The 18,474-nt window shown below is 41.3% G+C and carries 12 protein-coding genes; 5 read left to right on the top strand and 7 right to left on the bottom strand.

The features are described from left to right. Positions 1-246: type II secretion system protein (locus tag ACT3SX_RS08585; RefSeq protein WP_444519170.1), on the bottom strand; the 246-nt coding region annotated here is incomplete at its 3' end. A gap of 683 nt (positions 247-929) precedes the next feature. Between ACT3SX_RS08585 and ACT3SX_RS08590 the strand changes: the two genes are divergently transcribed. The 3 genes from ACT3SX_RS08590 (at position 930) to mscL (ending at position 5,180) form a co-directional block, all read left to right on the top strand. Next, positions 930-2,243: an OmpA family protein gene (locus ACT3SX_RS08590; RefSeq protein WP_442069707.1), complete on the top strand. Its 1,314-nt coding sequence runs from the start codon at positions 930-932 to the stop codon at positions 2,241-2,243. Between the two features lie 357 nt (positions 2,244-2,600). Continuing rightward, on the top strand, positions 2,601-4,451 hold the full coding sequence (typA, locus tag ACT3SX_RS08595; protein ID WP_192520678.1) for a translational GTPase TypA: 1,851 nt from the start codon (positions 2,601-2,603) through the stop codon (positions 4,449-4,451). 276 nt (positions 4,452-4,727) lie between these two features. Continuing rightward, the gene (mscL, locus tag ACT3SX_RS08600; RefSeq protein ID WP_192519859.1) at positions 4,728-5,180 is read left to right on the top strand and encodes a large conductance mechanosensitive channel protein MscL; all 453 of its coding nucleotides are present in this window, start codon (positions 4,728-4,730) and stop codon (positions 5,178-5,180) included. Between the two features lie 223 nt (positions 5,181-5,403). On the opposite strand, the gene ACT3SX_RS08605 is transcribed toward mscL, so the two are convergent. The 6 genes from ACT3SX_RS08605 to cysM form a co-directional block, all read right to left on the bottom strand. Then, on the bottom strand, positions 5,404-5,844 hold the full coding sequence (locus tag ACT3SX_RS08605) for a hypothetical protein (protein WP_192519858.1): 441 nt from the start codon (positions 5,842-5,844) through the stop codon (positions 5,404-5,406). Between the two features lie 281 nt (positions 5,845-6,125). Continuing rightward, positions 6,126-7,025: a bifunctional DNA-formamidopyrimidine glycosylase/DNA-(apurinic or apyrimidinic site) lyase gene (gene mutM / locus ACT3SX_RS08610; protein WP_192519857.1), complete on the bottom strand. Its 900-nt coding sequence runs from the start codon at positions 7,023-7,025 to the stop codon at positions 6,126-6,128. Between the two features lie 68 nt (positions 7,026-7,093). Continuing rightward, the gene (locus tag ACT3SX_RS08615; RefSeq protein WP_442069709.1) at positions 7,094-9,676 is read right to left on the bottom strand and encodes a RelA/SpoT family protein; all 2,583 of its coding nucleotides are present in this window, start codon (positions 9,674-9,676) and stop codon (positions 7,094-7,096) included. A 390-nt stretch (positions 9,677-10,066) separates the two neighbouring features. After that, a complete protein-coding gene (rlmD, locus tag ACT3SX_RS08620) occupies positions 10,067-11,608 on the bottom strand; it encodes a 23S rRNA (uracil(1939)-C(5))-methyltransferase RlmD (RefSeq protein ID WP_192519855.1) in 1,542 nt (513 codons plus the stop codon). A 65-nt stretch (positions 11,609-11,673) separates the two neighbouring features. Then, complete coding sequence (locus ACT3SX_RS08625) at positions 11,674-12,498, bottom strand: 3'-5' exonuclease (protein WP_442069711.1); 825 nt, start codon at positions 12,496-12,498, stop codon at positions 11,674-11,676. 39 nt (positions 12,499-12,537) lie between these two features. Further along, positions 12,538-13,497, bottom strand: coding sequence for a cysteine synthase CysM (cysM, locus tag ACT3SX_RS08630; RefSeq protein WP_442069713.1), 960 nt, complete (start codon positions 13,495-13,497; stop codon positions 12,538-12,540). 487 nt (positions 13,498-13,984) lie between these two features. On the opposite strand from cysM, the gene ACT3SX_RS08635 reads away from it, so the two are divergent. Then, a complete protein-coding gene (locus ACT3SX_RS08635) occupies positions 13,985-17,491 on the top strand; it encodes an ATP-binding protein (protein ID WP_442069715.1) in 3,507 nt (1,168 codons plus the stop codon). A gap of 163 nt (positions 17,492-17,654) precedes the next feature. Beyond that, the gene (locus ACT3SX_RS08640) at positions 17,655-18,467 is read left to right on the top strand and encodes a crotonase/enoyl-CoA hydratase family protein (RefSeq protein ID WP_192519851.1); all 813 of its coding nucleotides are present in this window, start codon (positions 17,655-17,657) and stop codon (positions 18,465-18,467) included. The last annotated feature ends 7 nt before the right edge of the window (positions 18,468-18,474 follow it).

Consider the following 18,474-nt stretch of genomic DNA (forward strand, 5'->3'; position numbering starts at 1 on the left):
AGCTGCTAACACTGCTGTAGTGACAATGAGCTCGACCAGCGTAAAACCTTGTTTGCTTCTAAAATCCTTGGTTTGTCTTGAGACTTTTTTATTGTATGTTTTTCCCCAAAAAAACACGCTATAGATTCGAGTTATATATAAGCTAAGCCTTTTACGCATGAACTCATCGTTCATTGATAGCAATATAAGTGAGAAACGTGTAGATAGCTTGTCATAATTTGACGATATCTTATAGAGCAATGTCATGAGGTTTGATTACCTATAGTGAGTAATGTTGTTCAACAAAACGATCTCGCTTTTTATTATTGGCTAGTTACGTGTTCTGGAAATATCAGCGATAGTCATTCCACCATAAAAGCATTAACTTAACCTCGCTTGAAGTATCACATATACCTCTACACTCGGTTGCTTTGTACTACTTTTGAATTTAATAGAATGTACCAAAAACAGTATTTTTAATATATTGGGTGTATTAAAATTTAAAACCATGTCTGCTTTACATATGTATAGAATAATGTTGGCTAATCTAATATATACAGAATATATGTCTACTGTCAAAAAATGTTTCAATTAGTGAATGACAGGTTTTAATAATAGAGAAAAAATACTAACTGTACTAAAATAAGCTCAGACAATAGATACTGTTAGGTTTACTATCTATTGTGAACTGACATACAAAAGATAAAAAGCGTAAGGTGTGTTAGTTCTAGGTAACTTAAGCTGGTTATTGTGTTTTAGTTACGACATTATCGTGTAATAATGTGTAGCTCGTTAACGAAAAAAGTTGTAAACTGAATTGATAATCGCTAAGCTACTCCTTAATTGGTTTTGCTTTGTCACTTAAAATTCGTAAAAGATGTCTATTTTAGAGCATCTTGAGAAGCGGTTTTGCTTAACGCATCACTAAAATTATCCTTTGGAGGAAGTCCATGAAATTGAATAAAATTGCTCTAGCTCTGGTTGCTGTAGCGGCTGCACCTTTAGCAGCTAATGCTGGCGTAACTATTAGCCCATTGTTACTAGGTTACCATTACACTGGCGAAGCTCATGACGAGCAACGCGAAATTCTTAAAACTGGTAAAAACTTGTACGTAAATGCTGATGGTAATAACATCGACGATGGTACTCCTTTTAATGGTGCTAATGGTCATCCTAATAATGGCGGCGTAGCTAAAGAAAGTAGCCTATACACTGGTGCTGCACTAGGTATTGAGTTAACTCCTTCTACTCAGTTCCAAGTAGAGTATGGTGTGTCAAGTGCAAACGGCGAAGCCTCTGAAGATTCTGCAAAAGCTGGTGTTAACCGCTTTGACGTAGAACAAACCATGCTTTCTGGTAACTTCTTAATTGGTACTGAAGAGTTTACTGGTTACACTGATAGTGCGTTCAAGCCATATGTGTTGGTTGGTGCTGGTCAGTCTAAGATCAAAGTAGAGAACCAAGAAACTTATACTGCTGCTGAAGGTTCTTCTGTAGGTACAGTTAACGCTGGTACTGAAGTTGCAGAATCTAAAGATACTATTGGTAATCTAGGTCTAGGTGCTATGTATCGTATCAACGACGCTTTAAGCCTACGTGGTGAAGCTCGTGCGATTCATAACTTTGATAACAACTGGTGGGAAGGCATGGCTTTGGCCGGTCTAGAAGTTGTACTTGGTGGCCATTTAGCACCTACAGTAGCAGTACCACCAATGCAAGAGCCAGTTATCGACACTACTCCAGTAGTAGTAGTTGAATCTGATCTTGATTCTGATGGTGATGGTGTACCTGATAGCATCGATGCATGCCCAGGCACTCCAATGAACGTAGTTGTAGATGAACGCGGTTGCCCAGTACCAGTAGACATTACTGACGAACTAAAAATGGAGCTACGTGTATTCTTTGATAACGACAAATCAGCTATCAAAGCACAGTATCAACCAGAGATTGCTAAAGTAGCAGAGAAGATGCGTGAGTATCCTAACTCTACAGCACGTGTAGAAGGTCATGCTTCTAAAACTGGTCCTTCAGCACGTTATAACCAACGTCTATCTGAAGCTCGTGCCGTTGCGGTTAAATCTATGCTAACTAATGAATTCGGTATTGCTCCAAACCGTCTATCAACCGTTGGTTATGGTTATGACAACCCAATCGCGCCAAACGATACTGAAGAAGGTCGTGCTATGAACCGTCGTGTTTATGCCATCATTACTGGTGACAAAACAATGACTGTTGAACAAACTAAAGATATGGTTGTTCAGTAAATAATAGCCAACTGGTTATGTAATATAAATATATAGTTACAAAAAAAGCCACCCATTGGGTGGCTTTTTTTTATTTATGTATTGAGAAAAGTAAGTTATTACATAAATTTATGAATCAATAATGTTATACTAGCGACCCAAACATTCTGTAAATTGACAGAATGTACATTAGCATAGCTATCTGTATGATGAATTTATCAGTGTAGATACTTGATTATATTGAAATTATTTGATTAATAGCACACACTGTGCGATCGTCTAAAAGTAAATACTCAATATCTATCTGGTTGATGATAAAGGTTTATCCAGCGGCGCTTAATGCTACTGCATTTTTTTAAGACGAAACGAGCATTTTATATGGCGAACGATATCAAACACCTGCGTAACATTGCAATTATTGCCCACGTTGACCACGGTAAAACAACTTTGGTTGATAAGTTATTACATCAGTCTGGTACTTTTGGCGACCGTGCAAACATTGCTGAACGTGCAATGGATTCAGGCGATATTGAGCAAGAACGTGGTATTACCATTTTGGCTAAAAACACAGCTATCCGTTGGACAGATACATCTTCAGAGACAGAGTATCGTATCAACATCGTTGACACCCCAGGTCACGCCGATTTTGGTGGTGAAGTTGAACGTGTCATGTCGATGGTTGACTGCGTACTTTTAGTTGTTGATGCTGTTGATGGCCCAATGCCACAAACTCGTTTCGTAACGCAAAAAGCGTTTGAGCAAGGCCTAAAGCCTATTGTTGTAATCAATAAGATTGACCGTCCTGGTTCGCGTCCTGACTGGGTTATGGATCAAATTTTTGATTTGTTCGATAACTTAGGTGCAACTGATGAACAGCTTGATTTTCCAGTTGTTTATGCATCAGCATTGAATGGTATTGCAGGTCTAGAAGCTGATGACTTAGCTGATGATATGACGCCACTGTTCAAAACCATCGTTGATGTTGTACAAGCGCCACAGGTTGATGCAGATGCGCCGTTCCGTATGCAAATCTCAAGCCTTGACTATAACAGCTTTGTTGGTGTTATCGGTATTGGCCGTATTCAGCGTGGTAAAGTTAAACTTAACACACAAGTAACTGTCATTGATAAGCATGGTAGTACGCGTAATGGCCGTATTTTAAAAATTATGGGCTACCACGGCCTTGATCGTATTGATGTTGAAGATGCACAGGCTGGTGATATTGTTTGTATCACTGGTATTGATGCACTTAATATCTCAGATACAATTTGTGATCCAGCTAACGTTGAAGCATTACCAGCGCTAACGGTTGATGAGCCTACAGTTTCAATGAACTTCCAAGTAAACAACTCACCATTCGCTGGTCGTGATGGTAAGTTTGTGACGTCACGTAACATTCGTGAGCGTCTTGAGCGTGAATTGATTCATAACGTGGCACTACGTGTAGAAGACACAGAGTCTCCTGATAAATTTAAAGTATCAGGTCGTGGTGAGCTTCACTTATCTGTACTTATCGAAAACATGCGTCGTGAAGGTTTTGAAATGGGTGTTTCAGGCCCAGAAGTTATTGTTAAAGAAGTGGATGGTAAACTACAAGAGCCGTATGAAAACGTTGTCTTTGATATTGAAGAAGATCATCAAGGCTCTATCATGGAGCAAGTTGGTCTACGTAAAGGCGAAATGACTAACATGGAACTTGATGGTAAAGGTCGTATGCGTATTGAAGCGACTATCCCTGCACGTGGTTTGATCGGCTTCCGTTCTGAATTCTTAACCTTGACTTCAGGTTCAGGAATTATGACATCAAGCTTCTCACATTACGGTCCACAGAAGATTGGTGATGTTGGTGGTCGTACTAATGGTGTACTTGTTTCTATGGCGAAAGGTGTTTGTTTAGGCTTTGCACTATTCAACCTACAAAAACGTGGTAAGTTATTTGCTGAGCCACAGCTTGAAGTATACGAGGGTATGATTGTTGGTCTAAACTCTCGTAGTGATGATATGACGGTTAACCCGACTACTGCTAAGCAGTTGACTAACGTCCGTGCTAGTGGTACTGATGAAGCATTAACATTGACTCCAGCAGTGAAGTTTACGCTTGAGCAAGCACTTGAATTTATTCAGGATGATGAGTTGGTTGAGGTAACACCTAAAGCTATCCGTATCCGTAAACGTTACTTGACTGAAAGTGAGCGTAAGCGTCATGGTCGTGGTAAAAAAGGTGCTTAATAGGCCTGCTTAGCTCGAACGTTTTCATAAAAAAGGCTAACGCAATGTTAGCCTTTTTTATTTTAGATAGAGTGTTATTGCCTAATTAATAGTTATACTGAATGTAGTAAGGTGGTTGAGTATTATGGCTGTCTTGTGTGCATCTTAGAGTTTTCTGACTATAGTAATAAATACGTAAAAATAACCTTATAACACTAAAATGTTGCCTGTTGTCAGATGGTTTATTGTGTAGCACATAAAATATAGTATACTCGAAAAAATTTTAGGAGATACATTATGAGCATGACATCAGAATTCAAAGAGTTTGCGTTAAAAGGCAATGTGATGGACCTAGCGGTTGGCGTCATCATTGGCGGCGCTTTTGCTACTATCACAAAATCTTTAGTAGACGATATTATTATGCCATTTGTCGCTTTTATTTTCGGTGGCGAGATCAACTTTAAGAATATGTTCTTAGTGTTAGGTGATGCTCCTGACGGTATTGCTATGACTTATGATGCACTTAAAGAAGCGGGTGTACCTGTATTAGCATACGGTAATTTTATTACTGTATTGATTAACTTCATTATTTTGGCGTTTATTATCTTTATGATGGTGAGAATGGTCAATAAGATGCGCCGTGCTGATGAAGTGGAAGAAGTGGTAGAAGAAGTCGTTGAGCCTTCAGAAGAGGTGCAATTGCTGCGTGAAATTAGTGCTAAGCTTAGCAATACTAATGGTTCAAAATAAAGAAAGCTATAGTCAGAAAGTCGCTACAGGGTTACTCTCTTCAAATGTAATATTAGTAGCATATGCACTCAGCTGTTTTATATCCATTTAGAGTTTTTGACTGCCTGTTATGGCGAATAAAATAATAAAAAAGGCTAACGCGAGGTTAGCCTTTTTTATTGTCATTTTACAAAGTTGTTTTTTAGAGTGTGTTCATCATTGAACGTTTTCTAATAATAACTGCTTATGGATTGACCACGACATAGTCATTGGTATTAATGAAAATTTCTGATGGTTGGTCTACCACGATACGCACGATATCATCATCCGTGACTTGTGATTTATAATAGCTGTCTTCAGCAACTGTACAACCTAAGCAACGTCCCATCGCGCTCCAAGGCTCAACAACTAGCTTTTGCTGTGCTTGAGTGGTTTTACCACCGATGACGGAGAAGGGTAGACTAACAAGATAGAGAGCCGTACCAGTGACAGCGCTCACAAGTTGTAGAGGTTTGCCTACAGCAGTATCGACCAACATGGTTTCGTAGGAAGGTCCAAAGTCCGTTTCATCAATCTCTATTGCTGCCAAGGCAGGCTGCATACTAGCGGCCATTAAACTTAAGCTTGCGGCGACAGTAAAAGCTTTTTGCTTAAATGTGCGTTGATTCTTGGCTTTAACAGTCATAACGATATCCTAAAATTCACAATTAGTATGATTGGTGGCTGCTGCTATTTTCAAAAAGAAATATCGCGGCAACGATAGCTAGGTTAAATATTACAGATAAATAAACCGTATGCACTATTTATGTAAGTGCTATTGCTATTAAAGCAAGATGCGGGCTAATAAGCAACAAAAATACGCATGATATAACGACCTTAATGAAAAAATATAAGGTGTTTTCCTAAAATAACTGTGTTGATATATTTATGGTGAATGAGATAGGCAGTAACTGTCTGAAATACTGCTCACATCGATGGTTGACAGCTCGGACAGAAAACACTTGCTCGACCGTTAAGTTTTATATTATCAAGTATGGTATTACAAGTTGGACAGGCCTTTCCTTGTCTTCCGTAAACGTTTAATGTCTGCTGAAAATAACCAGTTTGACCACTGGCAACTGTAAAGTCTTTTAACGTTGAGCCACCAAGTATGATGGCTTTTTGAAGGATGACTTTGATATGATCAACTAGTACAACAATCTGATCGTATGACAATTGATGAGCGGGTGTTGCGGGATGAATTGCTGATAAATATAAGCTTTCGGTTGCATAAATATTGCCAACACCTACCACGACCTGTTGTTCCATAATAATGGATTTGATAGGGCGTGTAATAGGCTGTTTTTTAGTTGGTAAGTTGGTGCGTTGAATGAGCTGATATAAGTAATCGGCAGTAAAATTGTCTGACAGTGGCTCAGGCCCTAAATGGTCTAATAGTTTCGTGCCATAATCTTTATACCATAACACTGAGCCAAAACGTCTTGGATCATAGTAGTGTAGCTGAGATGGTGTGTTATCAACATCATTAAAGACTATGATTAAATGGTCGTGTTTGCGTTTATCGGTACCATAACTGTGTTGCTGCAAGCTGCCAGACATGCCCAAATGAATTAACAGCTGACGTGTTTCTAACGTCGCAGCTTTGGCTGTATTACGGTTAGCATTGAATCGTGATGATGAGAAACTGAGTATCAAATACTTTGCTCTGCGCTCAACCTTATCAAGTGTAAAACCAACCAATTTATCTAAATCATCAGGCATCGCCCAGCGTAGTTTAGGTTGAAATACTTTTACATCAGCAACCTGCTGTGTTAGCAGTGGTGCAAGACTAGTCTTGGTGGTTTCTACTTCAGGTAGTTCAGGCATGATGTTTTTCTAATGGCTGTATTATTAAGTGAGTATTGTTAAGTAAATAGGCAATGCCAAGGTATTGTTTAGACGACAGCTCGACGAGCATGTAAGATACCGTGCTGTTGCTCCAATTTGGCCAGTAGCTTAGATAAATGAGCCAGTCCTGAAACCTCAATATGAAACTTCAAAAAAGCGATATTATCGTCATTACTAAGGGTTTGAACCTGACGGATATTGACGTTTTCTTTATCAATAATTTGTGTCAAATCACGCAATAGTCCTCGTCTGTCATATGCCTCTACATGAATATCAACTGGTTGATAGCGACCGGATTGAACGCGCCAAGCTGCTTCTATTTCGCGCTCTGGATCACGCTCTATTAAACGTGCATATTCGGGACAGCCACGATTGTGGACACTGACACCTCGTGACAAGGTGATATAACCAGCAATAGGCTCACCATGTACAGGGTGACAGCAGCCTGCTAAATGAACTTCAATATTATCTAATCCATCAATATGGATTTTATAAGCATCGAGTTTGTCTGCATCTCTGTTATCGACACTAAGTATGAAGTCTTCTGGAGGACTCTCAGGCTCTAGATGTAACTGACGAGAAATATGGCTAGTGAGCTGGTTTAGACCAATTTCACCAGTCACCAAGCCAACGATAATATCGTCGGTGGTATTGACATTAAAATGTTGAAGATAGTCATTTAAGTCAATGCTGTTTGGATGTACTGATAACCGCTCAAGCTCTTTGCTGAGCATTTGACGACCAATCTCGATGTTTTTATCACGGTCTTGTTTATTGAACCATTGCCTTAATTTTGAGCGTGCACGGTTGGTATGAATATAACCGAGGGATGCAACCAACCAGTCACGATTAGGTTCACGTGATGATTTGGTGATGATTTCAACTTGCTCACCTGTTTTGAGTTGATAAGTCAATGGCACATAGCGCTGATTGACTCGCGCGGCTTGGGCACGGTTACCAACCTGCGTATGCACGTAGTAAGCGAAATCAAGAACGGTGGCACCTTTTGGTAACTCGGTAATATCGCCATCACGGCTGAAGATATAAATACGTTCGAGCTCATCAAAGTCAACGAGTTGCTCCTCTTCATCGAGCTCCGTATCATCGAGTTCGTCATCTGTTAATGAAGGTGAGCGTAGCTGATTACGTGTTTCATTATTAATGGATAATAATTGACGTAGAGAGCTGATTCTCTGACTGAGATAGTTATCCTTTTTATTCTTTAGACCTTCTTTGTAATTGACATGCGCACACATGCCAAGCTCAGCCTCAAAGTGCATTTCATGGGTACGAATCTGTACCTCAAGAGATTTTTTCTCAGCAATAACAGCGGTATGTAGTGAGCGATAGCCGTTAGATTTGGGGTTGGTAATATAGTTATCAAACTGTTCAGGAATATAACGCCATAGGCCATGTACCAGACCGAGTACGTGATAACAGTCTGAAGGCGTGGTGACCAGTACCCGCAGTGCACGAATATCATAAAGCTGATCAAAGGATAAGCCTTTGAGCTTCATTTTTCGGTAGATAGAATATATATGCTTGACGCGTCCAGAAACTTCGGCTTCTATATTGGACGCTGCTAAGGCTTCATTGAGCTGGTCTTGTACACGCTGAATATAAGACTCACGCTCGCTACGTTTTTCGGAGAGGAGTTTGGCAATTTCTTTGTAGCGATCAGGTGCGAGATAACGAAAAGCTAAGTCTTCAAGTTCCCATTTAAGTTGCGCTATACCCAACCGATGCGCTAATGGTGCATAAATGGTCATGACTTCCCGTGCCACACGACTTTGCCGAGTGACACTAGAAAATGTCAGCTCACGCATAGCAAAGGTACGCTCTGCTAGCTTAATAAGCACCACGCGTACATCGTTAGTGACGGAAATAAGCATGCTATAGATATTGGATAACTGGTCACGTTGGTTGTTGACAAAGTGATCTTCCAAACGCTTATTATTTTCGATAATTTCAGACAGCTTACCCATTGCTAAGGCATCTTTGACCAAAGTAGATATATGCGATCCAAAGTTCTTTTCAATATCGGCAAGGCTTATGATTTCTTTACGTGCACTGCGATAAAGCATCGCCGCGACAAGGGCGTCTTCGTCTTGATAAAGGTAGGTCAGTATGTCGGTCATACCAATACCAGTCACATAAGCACCTGAGCGTTCAGATTCGTTGGTATTCATGTGATTACGAATGAACTCACAAGCAGCATGCAAGTTGGGTACAGAGTCTTGTCCGATACGCTTGGCCACGTTGTCTAACCAAGTAGGGACATCGATATTCACCTGATCTAAATCAATGACTTCTGGCTCTTTTTCAGCGAGAGGGTTATTTTCATCTAAAAGCGGGTTGTTGGAATATTCATTATCAAGCTCTAAATCATGACTATGTGAATCATTGCTGTGGGAATCATGACTATGGATAGTGTGTAATGCTGAACGGTCAAACGTAGTATGTAGCTTATGAGTGGTCAGCTGGTATTTTATATCAAGGGGAATTTGAGCATAGCTATTGGCAGACTGATGAGAGCGTTGGCTCGCGACCAGCTGTGCCGCAAGTGTTGCACTATCGGCTTTTGTGGTCTGTCCATCCACAAGTGGCAATCCTTCACGAATTTTTACCATAGCCGACTCCTCTTAGCTATTTTGAATTGATTATAACTGCATCTACTATACACACTCTACTACCAAACCCCAAAAATACAATCAGCGGTGTCAAAATTATTTAGTCTACGGCTCGTAGTGTTTGAACTTGTTTGACTTACTGATTTTATCTTTTGAATGCCATAAGTTTATGATTCAAAAAGTATTCACTATAAACCGATAGAGCTGCTAAAAATTTTTAGCAGCCATAAACTGTGCATAAAATATATAAAGTTATAGATATAAAACTTTCTAGCCATAAATAAAATCAACATAGAAAATTTGTTCACTATTATCTCATTTTAAGGCGACAAATCAAGCGAGGCTATGTAATGTCAGCCATTTATAAAGATAAATATCGTCAGAGAACGACTAGACCGCTATTTTTTCGAAACGGGCGATCGACTCAACATGCCCCGTATGACAGAACATATCCATCACGCCAGCATCTGTCAAACGATAGCCTTGTTCTAATAACGCCTTTGTATCACGGGCGAGCGTCGCAGGATTACAAGAGACATAAACGATACGCTCAGCATTAAATTTAGGCAAATACTGCATAATCTCCCATGCGCCAGAGCGTGGTGGATCAATCAGCAATGCATCAAACCCTTGGTTCGCCCACGGTTTGTCGGTACAGTCCTGCGTCAAGTCTTGGCTATAAAATTCGGTGTTATGGATACCATTGCGTCGTGCGTTATCTGCTGCACGCGCCGTCATGGCTTCGCTGCCTTCTACGCCGATTACAGACCCTGTCTCACCAACAAGCCGTGCTAGTGGTAAGCTAAAGTTACCCAAGCCGCTAAACAGATCCAGTACGCGCTCTCCTGTTTTTAGATCCAATAAGTCGCAGGCGAGTTTGGTCATTTTGCGATTGACCGATAAGTTTACTTGCGTAAAGTCAGTCGGAATAAACTCAAACGTCAGATCGTACTCTGGTAGCTGATAATACAAGCGCCCAAACTGCTGACTCATATCATCAGCATCGGTCAGTGCGATGCGCTGAATGCTGTCAGCCCCTTTAGATTGTAAATATAACTGCCAATTACGCTCTGCAAAAAACACTTTGAGTTTCTCTATATCAGCGTCTGACAATGGTTCTAAGTTACGCACGATAAGCGCAACGGGCTGGTTGCCATCTGGCAGCTCAGGTATCTTTTCACCCATGGCCAGTTCAAGCTGGGCAATCTTATTGCGACTCTCTAACGTACTAATGAGTGCTTTTAAGTTTTCAATTTCAAAACCAATTCTTGGGTCTAGAATGTGACACTCATTTAATTCTGCTAAGAAGTTACTTGAACGCTCGCGAAAGCCGACCAACGCTGTTTCTTTTTTGGTGACATAACGCACACCCATTCGTGCTTTGGTACGGTAACCAAGACGATCAGCGACCACGGGTTCGAGCCAGTTATCAGGTGTTACATTGGCCTGATGGATGAGCATCTCGGCCAGTACAGATTGCTTAAAGGTAATTTGGCTTTCTGGCTGCCAATGCTGCAAGTTACAGCCGCCACAGACACCGAAGTGCGGGCAGGGTGGTACGGTGCGCTCAGGATTTGGATTGGCAGTAATGCTAACGGCATCGCCTTCTTCAAAACTGCTACGACTATTGGTTATTTTGACCAACGCGCTTTCACCGGGTAGAGCAAAACTGACAAAGGTTGTTTTGCCATGTTTGTCTTCAGCATGACCATCGTCAACCCCAAAACCATTGCCATAGGTGGCAACACCGCGACCATCATGCGACAATCTATCGATGGTAAAAGGAATTGGTTCGGCATCTTTTAGGCGACGACGTGTTTTTGATGATGGTTTAGATTTTTTCTTGCTTGGCGGAACGATGATAGTTTGGCCAGCGTTGGTTTGTGACGTCGCGTCAGAGGTTATAGCCGTTTTTGAATCGGTGGGTTGCATAAACCTGCCTTAATGATAAGTAACTAAAAATGAAAGTAAAAGTGATTGCTTGTAATGCTGTTATGTCACGATGTGGGTGCAGAGGACCAATGAGCGATGAAGTCCTGATGACGCAGTTGACCATCTGTTTGGGTATATCCTGCTAAATAGTCATAGCTCTGCTGTTGCCAAGCATCAAAGTCTTGTGACGATAGTTGTCCGGTCAAGCGCAACCAACGTAAATATATGAGCCAAGTATTCATCACATCGGATTCGCAATAGATAGAAAGCGTTTGCCAGTCATTAGTAGTGACAAGCTTACCAACCATACTGCCATCTAATTTTGTTTTATCTGGTAAGCCATACAAACGTGCAACGACATCCATGGCTTCACGGCGACTGGCACCGTATTGACTAAATCTATCCATCAAATCAAGGTGGCGCGTGTGGAAGCGATTGACGTAATTGTCAAAGCGCATGTTTTTTATACGCTCGCCTTCTTCAAATAACCATGGCGCTGATAAATCGTATTGCATGGCGCGATAAATAAGCACCGGAATATCAAAGCCTGAGCCATTCCAGCTGATAATCTGTGGTAGCTTTTTAAGCTCACTAAAAGCTCTAAAAAACTTGGTAAGAATCTCTCTTTCGCTCAGCTTATCTGCTGTTAGTGAAAATAAAGAAAACTTGCCATCTTTGATATACAATGCAGAAATGCAGACAATACGCTGTAATGGCAGGCGCATAAAATCATGCCCGGCTTCTTGCATACGTATCGCAGTCAATGCGCTTAGTGCGTCTTCGTCATTGAGCTCAGCCAACTGCGGGTAGATACGCCGCGCACCCTCTGTATCAGCGACAGTCTCGATATCAAAGACCAGTATAGGGTCGGAAGGTAATGCTTGTGTCATAGATAAACCCGACTATTTATAATATTGATTCTTATAAGATTATAGTGCTGTATGGTCTACGCTATCATTGACATTATATAAACCTGTCGATAAATAACGATCACCACGATCGCATACAATAAAAGCGATAACCGCGTCTGGGTTTTGTTTGGCAACCTGTATCGCAGCCCAAGCTGCTGCACCTGAAGATACTCCTGCAAAGATACCTTCTGTTTTTGCCAGTTTGCGCATATAAATCTCTGCAATGCGCTGATTGATATCCATCACATCATCGATCAAATCCGCATCAAAAATACCAGGCATGTAAGCCGCAGGCCAACGGCGGATACCTGCAATAGATGCATCTTCATCAGGCTGTAGACCAATAATTTTAATGTCGGGGTTTTGTTCTTTAAGATATCGTGCCACACCTGTAATCGTACCAGTGGTACCCATTGAGCTGATGAAATGAGTTATTTTACCACCAGTTTGAGCCCATAGTTCAGGGCCTGTGGTCAGGTAGTGAGCGTGACTGTTATCAGGATTGTTAAACTGATCTAATACAACACCTTGACCCGCTGCTTGCATTTGCATCGCCAAATCTCGTGCCGCCTCGATGCCTTCATCGACTTCGATTAACGTCGCACCATAGGCAATCATGGCATCTTTGCGCTCTTGGGTTGAGTTGGTCGGCATCAATAGTGTTATCGGATAGCCACGCATCGCGGCGACCATGGCCAAAGCAATGCCCGTATTACCGCTGGTTGCTTCAATGAGCATATCGCCTGGCTTGATATCACCACGCTGTTCTGCTTGATAAATCATATTGAAAGCAGGTCTATCTTTGACAGAACCTGCTGGATTATTTCCCTCAAGCTTGGCCAGTACGGTAGCGCCATTTGTTAGTTGCTCTGTGTCAGGTAAGCGCTGTAGTTTAACCAATGGTGTCTGACCGACACAGTCAGCAAGCGTGGAGACCTGAGTAATAAAATTAGCATTTGATATGGCTGCCACGGACATAAGGTATCCTTATTAATTTTTGATATTAAGTTTTAAATATAATTTTAGTTTTCGAGTAAAGGTGTGATTACAGTTGCTATCGCGGTAAGTTAATGATTTAGTGGTTAATTGTACTACTGCCACTTCAATAAGTCGCAACAAAGCGATAGCCAGTAAAAATTTGAGTCATTATATCATTTTGTTTTTGGCTACGCTGATGGCATCAATATATTTTGTTAAATGAGTGGCGTTCGAAAATGGCTAGATAATTTAAATGATGTTAAAGCAACAGGTATTTACTATATATCAGAAGTCCCAGTAGAAGAAATCTAAGTATGCGGTTAATGGCATAGATGATGATATTTGTGTTTATAAATGCTGTTAAAATGGCTGAAGTATCTAGGGCGCATCTTCAATTCAGTCGATCTTAGACAATTTTTTATTAGGTAGGATGGTTTGCCGCTACGATTAATAGGTAGCAAACATTCCAGTAGAGAGTAACACTAGCATGGCATATAAAAAACGTTTTGATACAAGCAGTGCGTATGACCAATTAATCATATTGGTGTTTTTACCAATTTGTGTGTTGGCAGCCGTTGGCGGTATTTTGGTCTTTTATGAAACCATGCGTGCGAGTAACTCAGAGCAAGGTGTCTTGGCTGAAGCGGTGCTTATTCGTTATACACCAGTGATTGCCGAGCTCATTCCTGAATTATTAGAGCAAGAGCAAAAGCAAGTTACTAGCGAAATTTATATAGGTGATACGCCTCAGACGGTTATCACAAAGCTTGAAGATATCCAAGATAAGCTGGGTCGAATGCAGTCGGAGCAACACGTACAGCGTATTGCTATTATTGACGAAAACAATCAGGTGCTTACCGCCGTTGGTTACGGATTAGATGAAGCGTGGCCATCCATCGATACCAAAGAAAGCTTCTTGTCACAAAAGCAAACACCGATTGGTACTGCTTATGGCAGTGTGCTAGGCGATTTTGAAGGACAAAGACTGTGGTTATTAATCGATATGGATAACGAGCCGCTTTATATTGCGCGTTATCGTATTGCCATGGCGCTAGTGATTACTGGTTTGTTCACGATATTGATTTTATTACTCAGTTTAAATATTTATTCAAAGCGCTGGATAACACCAATCTATGAGTTACGTTTGCAGCTACAACGCACTCATGTAGATAATTTGTATTATCCCATTCCGGTTGAATCAGATGGTGAGCTCAATCTGCTGCAGCAAGATTTGGTCAGGACATTCCGCCGTTTGCATATGAGCTTTCAAGAGCTTAAGGATCATGCAGAGCAAACGGAAGATGATTTACGTTTGGCCTTTGACGAGATGGAAATGCAAAACATCTCTATTCGAAATGCGCGTGATGCCGCCATATCGACCAGTCAAGCCAAGTCTGCTTTTTTGGCCAATATCAGTCATGAGTTGCGTACACCACTTAACAGTATTGATGGTTTTATTAATCTATTAGCACGTCATGGTGAGTTAAATCCTGAGCAAGATTTGTATGTGCACACCATACGTAAGTCTTCAGCTCATTTGCTAGCATTGGTAAATGATGTTTTGGATTTTTCCAAAATTGAAGCAGGTAAATTGGTACTCGATCGCCATGAGTTTGACCTCTATGACACCATTTATGATGTGGTAGATATGCTCTCGCCAGTAGCAGCAGAGAAAGGTTTGCGCATGGCGGTGCTGTTTTATAACGATGTACCGATGCGTATCAACGGTGATGCTCTGCGTCTCAAGCAGGTATTGACCAATATTGTGGGCAATGCCATTAAATTTACTGATACTGGAGATGTGGTCGTACGGGTGAGCTTGGATGATCACCGTGACAACTACCTGATGATTAGTATACAAGATAGTGGAAAGGGTATTTCTGTAGAAGATCAAAAAATGCTGTTTCAGAGCTTTAGTCAAGGCGATCCATCTATCACTCGTCAATACGGTGGTACAGGACTGGGTCTGGTCATCTCCAAGCAGTTGACTAGGCTGATGGGCGGTGACATTGGCTTTCATGACAATGCGCAAGAAAACATCGCCAATCAGGGCGCGACGTTTTGGTTTCGTATGCCAGCCCATGTCGATGTACTAGAAGCAGCCACTGGTCAAACGATTGAACTGCCAGTCTTGGCACCGCTTGCGAGTGAGACCGATGAGTTTAATGTGTTGGTATGGATTAATCATGCCGCCTCTATCCAAGTGCTCAAAGCCAGCTTGCAATATTTACCGATTACACTGACCCAAGCCAACTCATTGCCAGGTGTGCTTGAATCATTAAAAGAACGCGGTAATTATTGGGACTGGGTCATCGTTGATGATGATACACAAGACGATATGATGGCGCTGCTCAAACAGATTCGCTTGCATTACCAAGGCAAGCTTGCGGTATTTGGTTATCAAGTGGCTGCGGATCAGGCACTATTGAATCGCTATCATGCCAATATTTTGTATGAACCATTGGATAAAAGACAGCTCTACGCCATGCTAGATACGCAAAAGCGGACTGTACCAACCAGTTTGCAAGAACCACGTTGGAAAGGGGTAACGGTTCTAGCAGTCGATGATCATCTACCCAACCTACTGGTATTAGATGCTTTGTTGAGTGAACTTGGTATTCATGTTTTGACAGCAAGTAGTGGTTTTGATGCCATAGAGATTATCAGTAAGCAGCAGATTAAACACACCAAATTATCGAAAAATGATAAGCAGAGTCTGTCAAGTAAAACTCAGCTCTCTAAAGCGGAAGCTCGCGATGAAGCGAATAAAAAATCTAATAGTACGCTTTTTGAAGATGCAAATACCGAAGATAAAACGGCTATTCAGGGTAAAGATAATATTGATTTAATATTTATGGATATTCAAATGCCACGTATGTCAGGGCATGAGGCAGCGCGTCAGATTCGCGATATTGAAAGTGATGATAATCATACCCCTATTATAGCGCTGACAGCGCATGGCTTAGCGGATGAACGAGATAAACTGATCGCCAGTGGCATCAATGATTATGTTGGTAAACCTATTAGCCAACCGCAATTGCTACAAGTACTACAAAAATGGCTTGGACGGACATCGAACACATCAGAATTAATGGTGCTGCCTAGCACAGATTTACAAAGCGTTGACTTGTATGATGGTGAGGTATCAGAGACAGAGACAGAGACTGGTGTTATCGATTCGGTCACTAGTCACTCAATGAGTAATAGTATTCAGCCTCATGATTTGCAAAATAGAGATGCTGAAATACAGTCAACTTGGCCCTCTGATTCTGCTACTAAAGCTTACACCATGGTACAAGGAGATGAAACCGATAAGAATGATGCATCTGATATCACAAACCCACAAAAAATCACTCGTCCTTTATCATTGAAAAAAATTCGTGACAATTACCTACGTGACAGTCAGCCTCGTGACGACTATAGGCGAGAACCATCACGTGAAACCCAACCTCGTTATGAAGGTCTACATTTAAATAAACATGGACAGGTACCATTATTGTCTGCACCGAAAAAACCAATAGGTAGTTCTCATGATGAGCGGATAGCATATACAGAGTCAGGAGATTACGATCAAGGAATTAGAGGTTTAGAGGTTTTGGATTGGCAAGATGCATTGCATCGCTCAGCAAATAAACCTGATTTGGCAGCCAAGCTTATTATTATGATGCTTGATACGATTAATGATGAAAAACAGGCACTAGCCCAGGCATGGGAAAAGAGAGACCGCAATATGCTGGCACAAACTGCTCATCGTATATTAGGCGGTAGTCGTTATACAGGTGTGCCACAGCTACGTCAGGCCAGTCAAGATTTAGAAGATAAGTGTTTATTGAATGTACAGCATACCACCCCTGCACAGTTTGCTATGCTTGAGCCGTATTACGAGGCGCTAATGTTAGCGTTAAATAACTTACAGGTGTTAGATTTATCTGGCTATCCTCAGCTGACTTATCATCGCTTGAGTGAAAATGATATGACCTGGAAAATGATCTAACAGAATAATCATATAGGAATACCATAGTAAAGTGAGTGCTCTAGTGGTTCTTTGACTATATTGTACCGTCACAGTCAGTTATTGCTGAGGTAGGGTAGAGATAAGCCTGTTAGTATCATTGTTATCGGCGCTATATTTTATTCATTCATTAATAAGGATTGTTATGAAACCGATTGCTACTTACAAGTATGAGACCTTACAAGTTGGTATCACTGATAATATATTAACGGTCACTTTGAATCGCCCACACAAAAAAAATGCCATGAGCTTCAAAGTAGTGAACGAGCTGATTGCTTTGGCAGGTCGTATTAGCAAAGATCAAACGATACGAGCGGTGATATTAAATGGTGCAGGAGGCACGTTCTGTGCGGGTATTGATTTGGGTGATTTGAATCATCCAAAGAATAAAGCTTTTGCTTTTTGGGAGTTAGTAAAACCATGGCAGAGCGCTTTCCAACGGGTATGTTTGGTGTGGCGTGATTTACCTGTCCCCGTTATTGCAGTCTTAGAAGGCTACTGTATTGGAGCAGGGCTGCAACTAGCGCTTGCTTGCGATGTGCGTATTAGTCATCCTGATTGTCAGCTCTCTATCATGGAAGCTAAATGGGGACTGGTACCTGATATGGGCTTAACGCAATCAGCATTTGGCGTCGTGCGTGAAGATGTCTTAAAAGAGCTGGCTATGAGCGCGCGTATTATTGATGCTGATGAAGCTCAGGCATTAGGTCTAGTGAGTCATTGTGGTGACAACCCACTTGAACAAGCCAAGCAGCTCGCTACGGAGTTTTCTGAGCGCTCACCTGATGCGGTGCTGGCGAGTAAACGTATTATCAATGCCATGCATCATCAGCCTGCGACAACGTTATATAAAGAAAAAGTATGGCAGCTCAAAATGATGCTCAGTCGTAACCGCAAGCTGGCACTTAGAAAAGCCAAGCAAGCCAGCACCTCGTTTGGCAAGCGTCAGTTTCGTTAATTTTTTT

This window comes from Psychrobacter sp. AOP31-B2-9 (assembly GCF_052378005.1).
Lineage (GTDB): Bacteria > Pseudomonadota > Gammaproteobacteria > Pseudomonadales > Moraxellaceae > Psychrobacter.

Coding starts and splice junctions, on each gene's coding strand:
- ACT3SX_RS08590 (WP_442069707.1), top strand. CDS start 930: ATGAAATTGAATAAAATTGCTCTAGCTCTGGTTGCTGTAGCGGCTGCA.
- typA (WP_192520678.1), top strand. CDS start 2,601: ATGGCGAACGATATCAAACACCTGCGTAACATTGCAATTATTGCCCAC.
- mscL (WP_192519859.1), top strand. CDS start 4,728: ATGAGCATGACATCAGAATTCAAAGAGTTTGCGTTAAAAGGCAATGTG.
- ACT3SX_RS08605 (WP_192519858.1), bottom strand. CDS start 5,844: ATGACTGTTAAAGCCAAGAATCAACGCACATTTAAGCAAAAAGCTTTT.
- mutM (WP_192519857.1), bottom strand. CDS start 7,025: ATGCCTGAACTACCTGAAGTAGAAACCACCAAGACTAGTCTTGCACCA.
- ACT3SX_RS08615 (WP_442069709.1), bottom strand. CDS start 9,676: ATGGTAAAAATTCGTGAAGGATTGCCACTTGTGGATGGACAGACCACA.
- rlmD (WP_192519855.1), bottom strand. CDS start 11,608: ATGCAACCCACCGATTCAAAAACGGCTATAACCTCTGACGCGACGTCA.
- ACT3SX_RS08625 (WP_442069711.1), bottom strand. CDS start 12,498: ATGACACAAGCATTACCTTCCGACCCTATACTGGTCTTTGATATCGAG.
- cysM (WP_442069713.1), bottom strand. CDS start 13,497: ATGTCCGTGGCAGCCATATCAAATGCTAATTTTATTACTCAGGTCTCC.
- ACT3SX_RS08635 (WP_442069715.1), top strand. CDS start 13,985: ATGGCATATAAAAAACGTTTTGATACAAGCAGTGCGTATGACCAATTA.
- ACT3SX_RS08640 (WP_192519851.1), top strand. CDS start 17,655: ATGAAACCGATTGCTACTTACAAGTATGAGACCTTACAAGTTGGTATC.